The organism is Bacillus salacetis (assembly GCF_003581585.1).
In the GTDB taxonomy this organism is placed as follows: domain Bacteria; phylum Bacillota; class Bacilli; order Bacillales; family Bacillaceae_B; genus Rossellomorea; species Rossellomorea salacetis.
Genome location: NZ_QXIR01000020.1, coordinates 1 through 16,517 on the forward strand (window position 1 = coordinate 1; position 16,517 = coordinate 16,517).

Below are 16,517 nucleotides of genomic sequence, written 5' to 3' on the forward strand. Positions count from 1 at the left end.
TCTTTATTAATAGCTATTTTCGTATTTATTGTGGTTTTTGGAAAATCCTAAGTGCCGGACTTTTCCTTCTCTGTATTCCAAGGATTTACTCTTGAAAAAGAATGAGCAGCTCTATTCTTTCCTGCTTACCTGGATTTTTTCGGCGAATTACTAGGATATTATCTGGAGTTTAAATTGAATAGCAACAAAGTTTACGAAAAGAGCCTTATTAATAGAATCTTTTGAATCCATCAAAGTGGGATTTCCAATAAGAATTATTAAGGCTTGAAATAGTTACGCCATCATCACCTGCATGGATGAATTGATTCCCGCCAAGGTAGATTCCAAGATGGGAGATTCCCTTTTTATATGTATTTTCAAAGAAGACCAGATCACCGACCTCTGGCTGGTTCACATAATAAGAGCGGTTATAGTATCCTCCGCTCGACAGTCTGCCCATTTTCAATCCGGCTTGGTTATAGACATAATGGATAAAACCGCTGCAGTCAAAACCTCCATCGGAAGCGCCTCCCCAGACATATGGCGTGCCCATATGGGATCTTGCTTCATTGATAAGTTTTGCAGCATCAAATGCCTTACCGGTGGCGGGCGGTGCAGGAGTACTTCCTGCTTTCACTTTCAGTTTCTGTCCGGCAAAAATCAAATCATTCTTTAAACCGTTCCAGTCTTTCAGCTGTGCTACAGTCACTCCATATGACCGACCAATGGCAGAAAGAGAGTCACCTGGTTGAATCGTATAGGTCTTGGCAGTTCCGCTCTCTTTAGGAGGTGGAGGGCTGCTTGGTGCAGGTGGAGCAGGTTTCGATGGAGCAACAGGTGCAGGGGTTTGTATTTGTCCCTTTCCGACTACAAGTTTCTGCCCTGGATAAATTAAATGCCCATTCAGATTATTCAGCATCCTTAATTCTGCCAGAGTAATAGAATGCTTGTTGGCAATTCCAATCAGTGTATCACCGGAGACAACTGTGTATTTTTTATCAATTACCGGAAGCGGAATGACTTCCTGCGCTGGTGGAGGAGCACCATTCACCTGAGAAGAAACCTTTATCACCTGTTTAGGATAGATGACATCGGTCTTTAAACTGTTCAACTCTTTGAGCTTATTGACTGATGTACCGTATTTGTTGGCAATGGACCAGAGTGAATCTCCACTTGCAACTGTATGGGAACTTGCCTCTGCAGCAACACCATACGCAGTGGAAATAACAGCAGTCGTGGCGACAGTAAACAACACTTTTTTCACGTGATTTCCCCTTTTGTCATAATATAGTGATTTTATAAGTATTTTATCACGTTTCTTGTTGGAAAAGGTAGTATGTATTGTAATATTCTACTATTTTCTCAGAAATAAAGTAATGGAGAGGGAGGAAGAAGCAAGTTTTTGTTTCCCGAATCATAAAGATCGGGAAGGGACTATTCCTTTTAGACAAATATCCCCTTCAGTCAGAAAGGGCAGTGGGATTCTGCGAGCAGTGAAATATTATCGAGGCAGTGATTTGGTATTGAAGGAGGGAAGAGCAATGGACAGTAAAACGGTCTCTCATCCCTTTATAGTATTATCAATAGAGTCAGCAAATTCAAAAGGATAAGAGACACGATGATGGTTATAAGTTGAAGAGTTTTTTTCTTTGCAAGTGTATAAGGAGAGGAATTATCATGTTCTATCAATATCTTCAATGATCTGCACGCTGACTTTGCCTGATAATAGTGAGGGGAGTCTGGATGACAGGCTTTTTGATAATGTAGATAGGCTTTCATTAGTACTCCTTCTTCTTCCCATTTTTTTGCAAGGTAATAGTGAGCTTCGGGGGAATGGGGGTCTTTATACAGGAGGTACTTCTCAAAAAACTCAGGATCGCTTTTTGCCAGATATAAATTCCTTTTCAGCTTGATTAAATTCTTCTGTAAGGGGCTTTTGAAGAGGCTCATGATTCCAACCGCCTTTCCGCCTTTAAAGGTAAGCAGTGATGTGTTCTCTAACTCTTTCCCTTTTGAAATAAAATGCAAACTATAATTAATGAAATATAGAGAGAGGGTGTGCTTGGAGTTTCACTGCTGAGGGAAAGTGGAGTGCACCGAGTTTCAACTTTGAATACCTAAAAAAAGCATCTGACTGAGCGGCAGATGCTTTTAAGTGGAACTACTTCTCTCACTATACTCCTATAAAACCTTCCCAAGAAACGCCTTGGTCCGTTCGTTTTTAGGATTACCGAAAATCTCGCTGGGTACATCTTCTTCCACGATATATCCGCCGTCCATGAAGATGACACGGTCCCCGACTTCACGGGCAAAGCCCATTTCGTGAGTGACGACGACCATTGTCATTCCTTCGCGGGCAAGGTCTTTCATGACTTCCAGGACTTCCCCGATCATCTCGGGGTCCAACGCAGAAGTCGGTTCGTCAAACAGCATGACTTTCGGTTCCATGGCGAGCGCCCTGGCAATGGCGACACGCTGTTTCTGACCGCCCGAAAGTTCACCTGGATAGCTTTCTGCTTTTTCTTCAAGGCCGACTTTTCGCAGGAGCTCCAAAGCTTTTTGTTTGGCCGCTTCTTTATCGACCCCCTTTGTTTTCATTGGTGCCAAGGTGATATTTTGAAGGACCGATTTATGAGGGAAGAGGTTGAAGTGCTGGAACACCATACCCGTTTCCTGACGGATTTTGTTGATATTGATCTTAGGGTCTGTGATATCATTCCCGTTCACAATCACATGTCCCGCCGTTATATCTTCGAGTCTATTCAGACACCGAAGGAATGTACTTTTACCAGAACCAGACGGCCCGACGACGCAGACCACTTCTTGTTCTTTTACTTCAGTGCTGATATCTTTAAGGACTTCCAGGTCCCCGAATGACTTTTTTAAATTGTTCACTTGTATGACACTCATCGCAATTCATATCTCCTTTCTATGTAGTCGCCAAGCTTGGTTAGAAGATAGATGAGGATAAAGTACATGATTGCCACGACTCCCCAGATTTTAAAGGCTTCAAAGGTAGCCGATACGGCAGTCTGCCCTCTTTGTGTCAGCTCTGCAACACTGATGACGGAAAGAAGTGAAGTATCTTTAAGGCTGATGATTGCCTGGTTTACAAAGGCGGGCATCATTCTTCTTAAAGCCTGGGGCAATACGACATAGCGCATGGTCTGGCCGCTGGAAAGCCCCAAAGTACGGGCTGCTTCTGTCTGCCCTTTGTCGATGGATTGGATCCCTGCACGGATAATTTCGGCAATATAAGCACCTGCATTGATGGTGATCCCGATGATACCGGCTGGAATTGGATCCAAGGAAATAAAGTCCAAAGAGTTCAAACCAAAGTAAATGAAGAATAATTGAACCAGGAATGGTGTTCCCCGGACAAAGTTAATGAACCAGATGGCGATCCACTTTAACGGTGCAATCGGTGACAAGCGGGAAAGAGCGATAATCAATCCAAGGATGAATCCCAGCAACAGACCTATGGCTGTTATATAAGCTGTTACCTGTAATCCATCCCATAACATTGGCAGTATTTCGATTATGACATCCACGGGCTTTCTCCTTTCATGCTGTGAAATTTAAAAGGCTGTTTTCGCCTATAGTGTTGCTTTCGGAAAATCCCAGATGCCGGATTTTTTCCTTATATTCAAGGGTTTACTTTCAAAAAAAGAACGGGCAGCTCTTTATTTCCTGCTCACCGGGGTATTTTCGATGATTTACCAGTTCGTTATTTGAAAATTTATATTGAATAGCAACAATGTTTACGAAAAGCGCCATTTAAAAAGACAGCGCGCAACAGGGGCGCGCTGGTTGATCTTACTCTTCCAGGTATTTGTTCAGGATTTCATCATATTCGCCGCTGTCCCTGAGTTTCTGAAGGCCGCTGTTGATTTTATCCAGAAGCTCCTGGTTTTCGCCTTTCAGTACAGCAATTCCATATTGGTCACCATTCAGGCGTTCTCCGACTGTTTTTAACCCGAGGTCCTTTGTTTTGATTGCATAGGCAATGACAGGATAGTCTTCAATCAGAACGTCCGCGTTTCCATTCGCAACTTCCTGGAACATGGCGGGACTGTCATTGAACTGGCGGATTTCAGCTATGCCGATTTCATCTTTCAGCTCTTCCGCTTTATCAGCGCCTGTTGTACCATTTTTAACGGCGACGGTCTTACCTTCTAAGTCTTCAACCTTGGTAATGTCGTTGTTATCTTCTGAAACAACAAGTGTCAACCCGGCATCGAAATAGGGATCGGAAAAATCCACTTTCTCTTTCCGTTCATCGGTGATACTCATGCCGGCAATCGCAACATCAAGCTGATTGGCCTGAAGTGCAGGGATGATACCGCCAAAATCCATTGGCTTCAGCTCGATTTCAAATCCTTCTTCTTCTGCAATCGCGTTGATCAGGTCGATGTCAATCCCTTTATACTCTCCGCCTTCTTCAAATTCGAACGGAGGATAGGTAGTGTCGGTTCCAACAGTGTATGTAGTTCCGCCGCTGTCTCCTGCATCTCCATCATCACCGCTGCTGTTGTTTGCGGAGTTGTTCGTTCCGCATGCAGCCAGAATCAGCATCATTGCCATTAGAAAACTCGTTATCTTCAATTTCTTCATCTAATCCCTCCAGAGTAGTTTGATTTAATTGATAATTCAGTACTATTACAATGGTAACAAAAGTATGGGATGGAATTCAAAGGAAACGATTTGCTTTAGCACATTAACGCAGCGGGGGACTGTCCCCCGGTACGTTAATGCGCTAAAGCGAGCTTAAGATAAAAAAGAAGCATCAGCCTATTCCGCTGATGCTTCTCCAGGGGGACTATACTTATGTGCTGTCCCATTAATCTGGTTTTGTTTCCACTAAGGTGGCAGTCAATATAAATCGTTGAGGAGCGGGACCGATGTACCGGAAAGGGTAACAGGTGCTGACGGTCAAGGTTGCTCTGGGCTTTGGAACGATGATGGTTCTGTCATCTTTCTCTACAATCCTGATTTTACCTACCTTATAAGTGAACTCTCCGGCAGATGTTGTCACAATCAGTTCATCACCGATTTCTACTTCACCCAGCTCGCGGAATACCGAGTCCCGGTGGCCTGAAAGAACGCTGTTATCCTTTTCACCAGGGAGGACACTTCCTTGATAGTGGCCGACCCCTTTTTCCAATTCATCCTCATTAGCTCCATGAAAAATGGCTAGAGACTGTTCCAGCTTGGGAATTTCCATGACACCGATTTGTTCTCCGATTTTTGGTTTCTCACTGTAAAGTGGTTGAGTCTCTTCCTCTTCAGGAACAGGAATATTTTCTTCTGCCTTGAATTCCTGTACGCTTTTGACAGTTTGTTTCTTGCCAAAAAGGGCTGAAGCATTATCAAAAACCAAGAAGCCGCCAGCTGTAAAGAATATGCAAGCCGAAAGGATGATTAAGACCTTTCTCATTTACTGCTGATTATGCTCCGTCTTCTGAAGATCACGAAACCAACAATTATCAGACCCAATCCCAGGAACATTTTTTCAGTATAAAACCCTGCTGTTTTCGGAAGTTTTGCTCCTTTAACAGTAGTCTTTAATGGAACAGTTGCCTTTTTTACTGTTTCAGGTGAAGCGATTGTCTTGGTTTGTTCCTGAATCCAATCTGAGCCAAACATATCAGCTGTGAAGATCAGATCTGCCAGGTAATTACCTTCTAAATCGTAAATTTCAATTAGCAGGTCCTTACCATTGGTGGATGTCATGGAAATCATTTCTTCTTTTGATAAAGGGCCGGTTGTGGTGCCGTTCTCATCTATTAAGTAATAATCTGCTTGCAAATGGAACAATGATAACATTTCTTCCATGATAGCGTAGAGTTCTTCCAACTGAGCCTGAGTCAATTCTTCAGCCGATTCAAATTCACCCAGAGCATTCAGGCGTGATTCAAACCCTAGTAGTTTCGATTCAAATTCAGCGCTGTCTATATCAAGGGACATTAAGTGTTCAAATACAGCCAGTACTTCATCGCTGGTCAGTCCCAATTCTTCCAAACCAAAATCTTCAACATCCATTTCCACTTCATCATAAAAAGCTAAAGTATCTTCCAGAGCGTTCGTAAATAGGAAAGTAGTGAAAACATCATCTTCTTCAGATATTTCACCGTACTCTGTTAAAAAGGCTTCTGCATCTTCAATAGTTTCAAACCCATAACTGTCCAGGATGGGCAGTATAGTCGTTTCATTCAATCTTGTGCCGACAGTTTCATTCAGTTCATCAATTGAATTAAACGTCTGAAGTTCTTCGTCGAAATAGTATAAAAGATAATCATTGAACTCCTCTTTAGTCAAACCCAGTTCCAATAAGAGTGAATCCAGGTCTCCAGGGGGTATTGCAGCATAACTGATAAATGGGGTAACCGTGAATAATACCAGTGCTAGAAATATTACTGCTGCGATCTTTTTCATTTAACTTTTTGTCCCTCTTTCTCCAAGTTTATTTACCTACAATAATAATATAATAGAGAAAAAATTTTTTGGACAGAATTGATTTTACAAATTTTTTCAATTATACTATTAGTTTTTTCTGGAGTTCAATTAGAGTTAGGTGCAACCTTTTTATAAAAAGTAAAATTTCATTCATGCCAAAGTCCTATCTTTCCAAAACTTATTGATTAATCAAAAAAATCATAGTACCTTTATATGTAAGTAAATGACAGCGTTTGCATAAGGGAAATCCACGTGTAGTTGAATGGAAGGTAACGGTTTGTGCGATTTTGTGCAAACGATTTCACAACTGCGCTTATTTTTATGGAAATTGTGCAATCGGTTTCATTCCAACATATTCAGATCAAAGGGAGGAAAATGGAATGCATGGGAGAAAGTATCAAAGGGTCACGGCCGTAATTTTATCTCTTATTCTAGTCATCTCCATGTTTGCGGGGTACATACCAGCAGCTGAAGCGCAGACTGGGGATCGAGCTGTCAGCCTTTCATATGAGCGGGCAGATGGCGACTATGAAGGCTGGAATCTGTGGGTTTGGGGAACAGGGGTCCAGGATGACCAGATTGATTATACAGAGGTAAAAGACGGCAAGGCGATTTTCAATATCGAGGTTAGTCCCGATGTGGACCAAATTGGTTTCGTCCTTAGAAAAGGGTCGGATTGGTCACAGAAGGATGTCGATGCCGATCGATTTATCACTTTGAATCAAAATGATTCTATCACAAAGGTACATGTGAAAAGCGGGGAAATGGAGTTCCATACTGTCCCTGACGGTTCCGGTCCTGCAGTAGAAAATGGAAATGCGACATTCTATTTCCGGGACAAGGATTTGTATGCTCAAGACGCCATGGATACAGTGGAAAAAGTGGAGCTTGAAATATTGGGACAGCGTTATGAGATGGAGGCTGACCCTGATAACGAGCGATTCAGCTACACGCTGAACGACCTTCCGCAAGGGGAACATCCATATACGTATTTTGTCACAGTCGACGGAACGACGACCGAAGTAACGGATCCCTACAATACAGTTGACGGGCAGTCCACGGTCACCTATCAAGTGGCAGATTTCAATGTTTCCGGTACAGTTCAGCCTGCAGCGGTCAGCTACAATGAAAATGCTGTAGTAACTGTGGACCTTGGAACTGAAAATGAAGCCGCAGCACGTGAAATGTTTATCGATTTAACGGCAATTGGCGGAGAAGAAAAGGTCACAGTGGATCCTGCACTGAATGAATTGACTGTAGCAGTAGATCAAAAGGTGACAGCCGGGGTGAAAACACTTCCGATTACAGTGGTCGATGAATATGGAAACAGTCATCATGGAGAAGCGTCTCTCGAAGTAAAGGCCCGTACTTTTACAGGGGAGGAAGCGGACTTTGACTGGGATGAGTCTGTAATCTACTTTATGCTGACTGACCGTTTCTTTGACGGCGACAGCTCTAACAACGATCCATATGGAATCGGCTACGATACTTCCAAAATGGGAACCTATCAAGGCGGAGATTTTAAAGGAATCACGCAAAAGCTGGACTATCTTGATGAACTCGGGATCAACACGATTTGGGTGAGCCCGATTGTTGATAACATCAATTATGATGTCAGATATAACGAGGATCCTGGTACTCCTTATTATGCTTACCATGGATATTGGGCGGACAACTTCGGCCAATTGAATCCTCACTTTGGTTCTATGGAAGATTTCCATCAACTGATTGATGAAGCTCATAACCGCGGCATCAAAATCTTGGTTGATGTGGTATTGAACCATTCAGGTTATGGGTTAAAAGAAAGCGATGCGGGAACAACGGGTGTACCTAACTTCCCGAAAGATGAAGACCGCGCCCGTTTTGAAGGGATGCTTCGTGACGGAGGAAGCGATACGGTCCGCGGGGAATTATCCGGTCTGCCGGATTTCCTGACAGAGGATTCCGCTGTTCGGGATCAAATCGTTCAATGGCAGACAGACTGGATTAAAAAGTCCAAAACCCCGAATGGCAATACAATCGATTACTTCCGTGTCGATACGGTGAAACATGTTGAAGATACGACATGGATGAAATTCAAGAATGAATTAACAAAAGTAAAGCCTGATCACAAGATGATTGGGGAAGTTTGGGGAGCAAATGTAGAAAACGACGGCGGCTACCTGAACTCAGGCATGATGGATTCACTGCTCGATTTTGATTTTAAGAATCTTGCCCGTGATTTCGCTAATGGCAGCCTGGCTGCAGTCGAGTCAGAATTAGAAAGCCGGAACAAGGAGCTTTCAAATGATGCGACCCTGGGGCAGTTCCTGGGCAGCCATGATGAAGACCGCTTCCTGGAAGCAGTCGAAGGGGACCTTGGCAAATACCAGGTAGCAGCTACACTTCAGATGACGGCTAAGGGACAGCCTGTCATTTATTATGGAGAAGAGCTCGGCCTTCCGGGTGAAAACAATTATCCGGTTTATGACAACCGTCCGAACATGCCATGGGATGAAGTGGAAGGAAACAAAATTCTATCGCATTACCAAAAGGTGCTTAACTTCAGGAATGCCAACACAGATATCTTTGCCAAAGGAGAACGCAGCAAAATCGCCGGTTCTGATAGCGAGCAGTATCTGGTTTTCAAACGAAGCTATCAAGAAGAAAATGCTTACGTCGCCATGAATACCGCCACTTCTGTAAAAGAAGCAGCTATGGACTTCGGCCTGGCTGAGGCAGTCGTGACAGATCATTATTCCGGTAAAACCTACACTACCTCTTCCGACGGGAAAGCTTCCATTTCCATTCCTTCCATGGAAGACGGCGGAACAGCTCTATTAACGGTTGAAGGCGGAGTGACTGTTGAAGAACCTGGTGGTGCAGGTGAAATAGCGGAAGATACATTGCGCATCCATTACCAACGAACAGACAACAGCTATGAAAACCTGGGTGTATGGCTGTGGGGAGATGCTGCTTCACCATCTGAAAACTGGCCTTCAGGCGGTACGCCATTTGACGGGGTAACCGAATTTGGGGCATATGTGGATGTCAAAATCAATCCCGATTCAAAAAATATTGGCTTCCTTGTTTTAAATAGGACAAATGGTGAGAAGGACGGCGGGGATAAAACGATTGAACTGTCTTCACCAAAGATGAATGAAATCTGGATCAAACAGGGATCTGACGAGGTATTTTTATATGAACCAGCCGAGCTCCCGGAAGACACCATTCGTATTTACTACGAGCGTGAAAACGGAGACTACGACGGCTGGGGGCTTTGGAACTGGGATGATGTTGCGGCACCATCTGAAGGATGGCCGAACGGTGCAGCAGACAAAGCGGGAGTTGGAAAGTTCGGAGCGTATTACGACATCAAATTAAAAAAGAATGCCTCGAAAATCAGCTTTTTATTTGTTAATAAAGAGACCGGCGCCCAAACCGGAGACATGTCATTTGAAATGCTTGACCAATATCACACTATTTTCGTAAAAGAAGGCGAGGATAAAGTGTATACAAATCCTTATGGTACTGTGAAGCCTGCGCTTTTATCAGGCGAAGCCCTTTCCGACAAGCTGATCAGTCTTACGTTTGCCAAAACAGAAGGATTGACCGTTGAGGAGTTGAAAGAAAAGATCACAGTGAAAGACAAAGACGGCAATGCTGTGGCCGTGTCAGATATCACGATGGAAGGTCCTGAAAAGATACATCTTCACGGCAAATTTGATATCGAAAATCTTCCATATAAAGTTACGTATGGCGAGCGCACCGTGACAGTCAAATCAGGCTGGAAACTGATTGATGAAATGTATGGGTACGACGGAAAACTGGGAGCTGAGCTTCATAAAAACGGCGCTGCAACATTAAGGGTTTGGTCTCCTAAGGCGGATGACGTTTCCGTTGTCCTCTATGATAAAAAAAATCAGGACAAAGTCGTCAAAACGGTCAAAATGGAAAAGGGGGACCGTGGTGTCTGGTCCGTGACGCTTTCCAAGAAAAACACAGGTGTCCAGAATCATAGAGGATACTACTATCATTACAAAGTGACCCATGGAGAGGATACGAAACTGGCACTCGATCCTTATACGCAATCCATGGCAGCGTGGAGCAGTGAATCAGGTGATCCTGTCGGCAAAGCGGCCATCGTTGATGTTTCAAGGGTGGCGCCAAAACTTGATTTTGCTGATATTCCAGGCTATGAGAAACGTGAGGATACCATTATTTATGAAGCCCATGTTCGTGATTTCACCTCCGACCCGAACATTGAAGATGAGCTGAAGCACGAATTCGGTACATTTGCCGCATTCGTTGAAAAACTGGATTACATCAAAGAGCTTGGTGTCACACACATTCAGCTGCTGCCGGTAATGAGCTACTACTTCACCAATGAGTTCGAAAAAGATGAAAGAATGCTGGAATACCAATCAACAGATACGAACTATAACTGGGGCTACGACCCGCAAAGCTATTTTTCTTTGACGGGCATGTATTCCGAGAAACCGGGGGATCCGGAAAAGAGAATCAAAGAGTTCAAGAAACTGATTAAAGAGATTCATAAACGCGATATGGGAGTAGTCCTTGATGTGGTCTACAACCATACAGCACAGGTCTCGATTTTCGAAGACCTTGTACCGAACTATTATCACTTCATGGATGCAGATGGTACACCAAGGTCAAGCTTCGGCGGCGGGCGCCTGGGGACGACGCATAAAATGTCCCGAAGAATCCTGGAAGATTCGATTATGCATTGGGTTAACGAATATAAAGTTGATGGTTTCCGCTTTGATATGATGGGAGACCATGATGCGGAAAGTATCCAAAGGGCATTTGATAAAGCGAAAAAGGTCAATCCGAATCTTGTGATGATCGGTGAAGGCTGGAGAACGTATACAGGAGATGAAGGCGAACCGGTCCAAGCCGCTGACCAGGATTGGATGCAGCATACAGAAGCGGTCGGAAGCTTCTCTGATGAGTTCCGGAATGAATTGAAATCCGGTTTCGGAAGCGAAGGACAGCCAAGGTTTTTGACAGGCGGGGCGAGGAATATCGCGCAAATCTTTGACAATATCAAGGCCCAGCCGCATAACTTTACAGCCGATCAGCCGGGCGATGTCGTACAATACATCGCGGCTCACGATAACCTGACTTTGTATGACGTCATTGCCCAATCAATAAAAAAAGATCCGGATATTCCGGAAAACAACATGGGAATCCATAAGCGGATCCGAATCGGAAACGCCATGGTGTTGACATCCCAAGGCACGGCGTTCATCCATTCAGGACAGGAATACGGGCGTACAAAGCAGTGGAGAGAGGAAGCGGAAACGGCTCCATACAAGTCTACCTATATGACAGATGAAAATGGAAATCCATTCAACTATCCGTACTTCATTCACGATTCCTACGATTCGTCTGATATCATCAACCGATTCGATTGGGAAAAAGCGACAAATGAAGAGCTGTATCCGGTTAACAATGAAACAAGAGAGTACACATCCGGATTAATCAAGCTGAGACGATCGACAGACGCCTTCCGATTGGGCTCAAAAGAGTTGGTCGATGCAAACGTTACATTGCTTGATGCACCTGAAATCAAAGACCAGGATCTGCTGATTGCCTATCAGGCGAAAGCGACCAATGGTGATGTTTATCAAGTGTTCATTAATGCTGATTCTAAGGCAAGGACTTTGACGCTGAACGAAAATCTGACTGGTGCTGAAGTGCTTGTGGATCAGGATGAAGCAGGAATGAGGGAAGTTTCCAAGAGAACTGGATTCAGCCTGACTGCCGGCAGTATTTCCATTGAGCCTTTAACTACTGTTGTAGTGAAGGTTGGAGAGAATGACAAGAAGAAGCGTCCTGGTAAAGGAAAAGGGAAAAACAAATAAATAGAGAAAAAGCAAAAAGGCCGTCTCTATAGGAGGCGGCTTTTTTAGTGAGAGGGGGAGGCATGTTTAATAATAATAAAGAAAACCTCCGGCACTAAAGTGCAGAGGTTTTCTTGCTAACAAATTCATTCTTATTTCATGATTGTAATGGATCCAACGGATTTATCCTTAGCCTGGTCATTAACAAGAACTTTCAATCCATAGTTCTCAATGTTACGGCCGGCATCCGGCATGAAGATATTATTGAAATCCTTGTTGTCATTAAACAAAGGTATACCACGCTGAGGGCTTAAGAACAGGCTTTGAACCCCAGGATAATCCAGGTTCAATCCTGATGTCGGCATGAAGTTGAATGCGGCATCAGCTATGTGGTAGCGGGTGCTTGCCTGGCCGCCTGTGCTCCAAACAAGGTTTGTGTCATCATGGGCATCCACTACTCCAAGGAATCCGTCACCCGGGTGGATACCAGTCCAGTTGTCTGTATAAGTATCATCTACATACCATACGACCAAACCGCCATCATAACTCATCAAAGAGTTTCCACGTGCGATGTGAGCAAGCCCTTCGTCCACACCTTCATGATTCCGCCATTCTAATAAATAGTAGTGGTCGACATATTTATTACCGTCAGACTTAGTGAAGCCATTCAATGTAAATGGAGATTCAGAGCTCTCTCCTCCATCTTCAACTATCGTTGCTCCGTCTGCGACAACTTTGATATTGTCAGCGAAGAAGCCAGTGAAAGAACTGCCCCAGTCGGTGGCATAGCGTAAACGCAATTTGATTTCTTGTCCAGCATAGGTCGAAAGGTCAAAAGTTTGTGCTTCCCATCCATTTGAATTGCCAGTGAAACCAGGCATTGAATTCAGAATGGTTGGATATCCTTCTGGCACAACATCACTGCGCGTATTTTCATTTCCTAAAGAGGTCCATGTGGAGCCCCCATCAGTCGACACCTGGACAAATCCGAAATCCCATTGCTCTTCAATGTCATACCATGCATCAAAGGTCAATGTTGCAGAAGACTTTCCAGTTAAATCAACGTCAGTGACCATGTTAGTATCCATTTCATCTTGTTGGCCGCCCCAATACTCATAGGTGCCCGATTTAGGGTTATTTATAAGTGTTTTCTTTTGCGGCAGGTTCACTTGGATTGCCTGATCGTTTTTTCCGTTTGTAGAATTGGCTTGATCCAGTAAGAAAGATGCCCCTTTTTTGTTAAGATCCTCAAAGTCTACAACTGTTGGAACCGTCCAATTGCCGCCAAGTGTTGACTGTAAGTATGCCTTCGCCCAAGGCGAGAATCCAGTCGGCTCTGTTCCTGGAATTTTACCTGCCCAAGATCCCGACGCCATAATGGACCAATATCCAACCGCTTCTCCAGTTCCAGTGTATTGTGTATCGTACTCATCTGGAAGTCCAAGGTCATGTCCGTATTCATGGGCAAATACACCGGTTGCCCCATCTTCCGGCATCATAGTATAGTCGTAAAAACCTACCGTGCCATCACCTAAAGCATCCATATCCACATAAGAAGCTGATCGGTGTGACCAGATGGCATCATCCATAAGCGAGCCGCCGCCTGCTTCCTGCCCCATACCGGAATGGATGATTTGCAGGTGATCTACCAGGCCATCCGGCTCCCAGTAGTTTCCGTCTCCATCAAGATCATGTGGATCTTCTAAATCATAGTCCTCCAGTGGAATACCAGCCTCTATTGCAGCTAAGTAAGTATCTCTAACTAATGCTTTTGAACCGCCGGGAGTCACATTGTCGTGTCCTCCGGAAGCTCTATCAGCTCCGTAAAACTTTGCAGTTCCAGGAACCTTCAACCAGCCGTATGCTTGTCCCTCGATTGTATAAGTACCACCGGATTGTTCTTCATAAAACTGTTTCTGGGAAACAAAATTTTCTCCATTTGGTCCTGTTACCCCATCATCACCAAAAATCATCTCTTCAAAGTGTTCTGTGTTGTAATCCTCATAATAGTTATCGGTTTCATGAGGCTGGATGCTGTTATGTTCGAAGTCGGAGTACTCTACCATTATCGTAAGTAGTTTTCCTTTTTTGTTAATACCAGGTGATGGAGATTCTTCTACAGGTTTAGGATGTTGTGTACGCCCTTGCAACTTTCCTTTCTTTCCATTTTGAGTGAGCTCTTTGAAGTTTTCATGTTTTGCAGATTCCGCAGCTTTAGCGGCTGGGGCGATTGGATCATTCCCGAGTGCATCACTTTCTGTCTTTTTGCCCTTTAATTCAATATAATCTTGGAGCGCTTGCTGTTTCTTCGCTTGTGAAGCTTTTGCGGATACTTTTCCTTGTTTGATTAAGGATGCTATTAAACGCTCATCATTAATCAAAGCTAAGTCTAAGTCTCCATAAAAGTGAGAAGAATGAGAGACTTTGGATTTTTGTGTTACTTCTGTTAGTTCCTTTGCTCCTACAGATGAGATCCCGGGTATGCCTGAAAAGAGCGTACCTGCTACTACTACTGTAGTTAGACCGGTTTTGAATAGCTTGTTCATAAATAACCCCCTACAAAAGTATTTTGTTACACCTTACATACTATTCCAAAAAATCAGTCAATGGTAGGGTATCTTTTCATCAATTAACGACACAATATTTAGAGATCCAGTTTGGCAGAACCTTTCCTAAATGAAGACGAAATTAGTATATTACCTTGGTATGGCTAAGTTTATATCTGGTGAATCTTCTAAACAGCCTAAGGGTAAAATGAGAGAATTATAGGTAATTTTGTCGTATTATAAAGAACTATTTTGTTCGTTATATCGTTGACACTAGAAAAGAAGTCTAGTAGATTTGTGAATACAGGCAATTACTATTAAATTTCAAAAGGATGTGAGTCATTGAAAAAAAGAGCTATGAAAATTATTTCAACTCTTTTCGTCACATTGATAATTGGCAGTATCGCATTTCTATTATTTGTTACATATCAATCTCATAAGAATCCGAGTGAGATTCCTTCATTCTTTGGTTATAAGCCCCTGACAGTATTGACAAACAGCATGGTTCCAAAGATTAGTGCAGGTGATATGATCCTGGTGAAAGAGACTGAATCCTCATCATTGACTGAGGGTGATGTCATAACATTTCAATTGTCTGATAAAACGCTGATTACCCATCGAATCGTAAAAGTGAATGATGGCTCGTTCACGACAAAGGGTGACAATAACAATGTGGCAGATGAATGGGAAGTAAAGCCGCAAGACATCCTCGGACAAGTTGAATACACCATCCCGAATGCAGGTTATGCTGCCAAGTTTGTTACCAGCAAACTAGGGTTTTCGTTATTCGTCCTGTTTCCGCTGCTATTGTTTGTTCTTATTGAGGTCTACCAGAGGGTTTTCCGCTATTTGGACAAACGAGATGACACAGCAGCAAATGACCTATAGGTATTTATAGTTATATAAATATAAATCAATTATTTTTGGGAGGAATTTTAAATGAATAAAGTTAAAAAGGCATTACTGGCAACGTCAATGGCAGGGGCTCTAGTGGTAAGCGCAGGATATGGTACATATTCTTGGTTCACATCCAGTACAAGTGCGGTTGGAGACATCGACAATGGAACATTGTCTGTAAATAATGGAGAAGCCATTTCCACTAAGCTGTTCAGTGCTGCTAAGTTTGCGCCATCTCAGGTAGTAACCGGAGAATTCATCACCCTTGATAATACTGGGAATTTAGAACAAAACTTGAAGCTGACATATGAGGCTTCAGTTGATAAAGCATCTGCTGATCCTTACAAAATTTATTATATGGCATTTAAATACACAGCCAAGCCGGACATGGATGAATTAAATGATTGGAGAATGGCCTGGGAGAAAGGGTTCTTCAATGGCAACCACAATCCGAGATCGATGGGTATAGCCGCTGCCTCAAAGTCGGATATGCCTCAACTTCCTAAAGGAGTGGAAGTGGTTACTGGTGAAGTAGCTGTGGAAGAAGCATCATCTATAGCGTCCTTTAGTAAATCGACAGCTTCTGCGGCAGAAGGAAGTAAAACTTTCAAAATTGGAAATGATGAATTCTTTACCTTAAATGAAGATGAGTATATCACCATGGCTTTTGATGTAAAACTTGATGATGGTGCAGGCAATGAATATCAAGGTGCGCAGTATGATGCGAATCTGATGGTTGAAGCCAAACAAACAGACATGGGAGCAAAATATAAAAATAAATAAGTGATAAATC

The 16,517-nt window shown here is 43.3% G+C and carries 11 protein-coding genes; 3 read left to right on the forward strand and 8 right to left on the reverse strand.

Annotated elements, in window-relative coordinates; translation table 11 throughout:
* Positions 1 to 208 precede the first annotated feature (208 nt).
* The 7 genes from D3H55_RS14445 to D3H55_RS14475 form a co-directional block, all read right to left on the reverse strand.
* Positions 209 to 1,243: a C40 family peptidase gene (locus tag D3H55_RS14445; RefSeq protein WP_119547849.1), complete on the reverse strand. Its 1,035-nt coding sequence runs from the start codon at positions 1,241 to 1,243 to the stop codon at positions 209 to 211.
* 305 nt (positions 1,244 to 1,548) lie between these two features.
* The gene (locus D3H55_RS14450) at positions 1,549 to 1,929 is read right to left on the reverse strand and encodes a hypothetical protein (protein ID WP_119547851.1); all 381 of its coding nucleotides are present in this window, start codon (positions 1,927 to 1,929) and stop codon (positions 1,549 to 1,551) included.
* A gap of 231 nt (positions 1,930 to 2,160) precedes the next feature.
* Complete coding sequence (locus D3H55_RS14455) at positions 2,161 to 2,889, reverse strand: amino acid ABC transporter ATP-binding protein (RefSeq protein WP_119547853.1); 729 nt, start codon at positions 2,887 to 2,889, stop codon at positions 2,161 to 2,163.
* Positions 2,886 to 3,530 (reverse strand): amino acid ABC transporter permease, encoded by a 645-nt coding sequence (locus D3H55_RS14460; RefSeq protein WP_119547855.1) that lies wholly within the window; start codon positions 3,528 to 3,530, stop codon positions 2,886 to 2,888. The genes D3H55_RS14455 and D3H55_RS14460 overlap by 4 nt, the downstream gene beginning before the upstream one ends.
* A gap of 265 nt (positions 3,531 to 3,795) precedes the next feature.
* Positions 3,796 to 4,593, reverse strand: coding sequence for a transporter substrate-binding domain-containing protein (locus D3H55_RS14465; protein WP_119547857.1), 798 nt, complete (start codon positions 4,591 to 4,593; stop codon positions 3,796 to 3,798).
* Positions 4,594 to 4,819: 226 nt separating this feature from the next.
* Entirely contained in the window at positions 4,820 to 5,416 is a 597-nt protein-coding gene (gene srtD / locus D3H55_RS14470; RefSeq protein ID WP_119547859.1) for a class D sortase, LPxTATN-specific, read from the reverse strand.
* The gene (locus D3H55_RS14475; protein ID WP_119547861.1) at positions 5,413 to 6,414 is read right to left on the reverse strand and encodes a processed acidic surface protein; all 1,002 of its coding nucleotides are present in this window, start codon (positions 6,412 to 6,414) and stop codon (positions 5,413 to 5,415) included. The genes srtD and D3H55_RS14475 overlap by 4 nt, the downstream gene beginning before the upstream one ends.
* A gap of 401 nt (positions 6,415 to 6,815) precedes the next feature.
* On the opposite strand from D3H55_RS14475, the gene D3H55_RS14480 reads away from it, so the two are divergent.
* The gene (locus tag D3H55_RS14480; RefSeq protein WP_205685490.1) at positions 6,816 to 12,302 is read left to right on the forward strand and encodes a pullulanase; all 5,487 of its coding nucleotides are present in this window, start codon (positions 6,816 to 6,818) and stop codon (positions 12,300 to 12,302) included.
* Positions 12,303 to 12,433: 131 nt separating this feature from the next.
* Here D3H55_RS14480 and D3H55_RS14485 read toward each other — a convergent pair whose 3' ends face one another.
* A complete protein-coding gene (locus tag D3H55_RS14485; protein ID WP_119547863.1) occupies positions 12,434 to 14,827 on the reverse strand; it encodes an immune inhibitor A domain-containing protein in 2,394 nt (797 codons plus the stop codon).
* Positions 14,828 to 15,169: 342 nt separating this feature from the next.
* Here D3H55_RS14485 and D3H55_RS14490 point away from each other — a divergent pair, with 342 nt between their 5' ends.
* Positions 15,170 to 15,715 carry a signal peptidase I gene (locus tag D3H55_RS14490; RefSeq protein ID WP_119547865.1) on the forward strand — a complete coding sequence of 182 codons (546 nt, stop codon included), beginning with the start codon at positions 15,170 to 15,172 and terminating at the stop codon, positions 15,713 to 15,715.
* A 51-nt stretch (positions 15,716 to 15,766) separates the two neighbouring features.
* Positions 15,767 to 16,507, forward strand: a complete 741-nt coding sequence (locus tag D3H55_RS14495) for a hypothetical protein (RefSeq protein ID WP_119547867.1) — start codon at positions 15,767 to 15,769, stop codon at positions 16,505 to 16,507.
* Positions 16,508 to 16,517: the final 10 nt, after the last annotated feature.

Bases quoted from the DNA above. Each gene is read 5' to 3' on its own strand.
- D3H55_RS14450 (WP_119547851.1), bottom strand. From the start codon at position 1,929: ATGAGCCTCTTCAAAAGCCCCTTACAGAAGAATTTAATCAAGCTGAAA.
- D3H55_RS14455 (WP_119547853.1), bottom strand. From the start codon at position 2,889: ATGAGTGTCATACAAGTGAACAATTTAAAAAAGTCATTCGGGGACCTG.
- D3H55_RS14465 (WP_119547857.1), bottom strand. From the start codon at position 4,593: ATGAAGAAATTGAAGATAACGAGTTTTCTAATGGCAATGATGCTGATT.
- srtD (WP_119547859.1), bottom strand. From the start codon at position 5,416: ATGAGAAAGGTCTTAATCATCCTTTCGGCTTGCATATTCTTTACAGCT.
- D3H55_RS14475 (WP_119547861.1), bottom strand. From the start codon at position 6,414: ATGAAAAAGATCGCAGCAGTAATATTTCTAGCACTGGTATTATTCACG.
- D3H55_RS14480 (WP_205685490.1), top strand. From the start codon at position 6,816: ATGCATGGGAGAAAGTATCAAAGGGTCACGGCCGTAATTTTATCTCTT.
- D3H55_RS14485 (WP_119547863.1), bottom strand. From the start codon at position 14,827: ATGAACAAGCTATTCAAAACCGGTCTAACTACAGTAGTAGTAGCAGGT.
- D3H55_RS14495 (WP_119547867.1), top strand. From the start codon at position 15,767: ATGAATAAAGTTAAAAAGGCATTACTGGCAACGTCAATGGCAGGGGCT.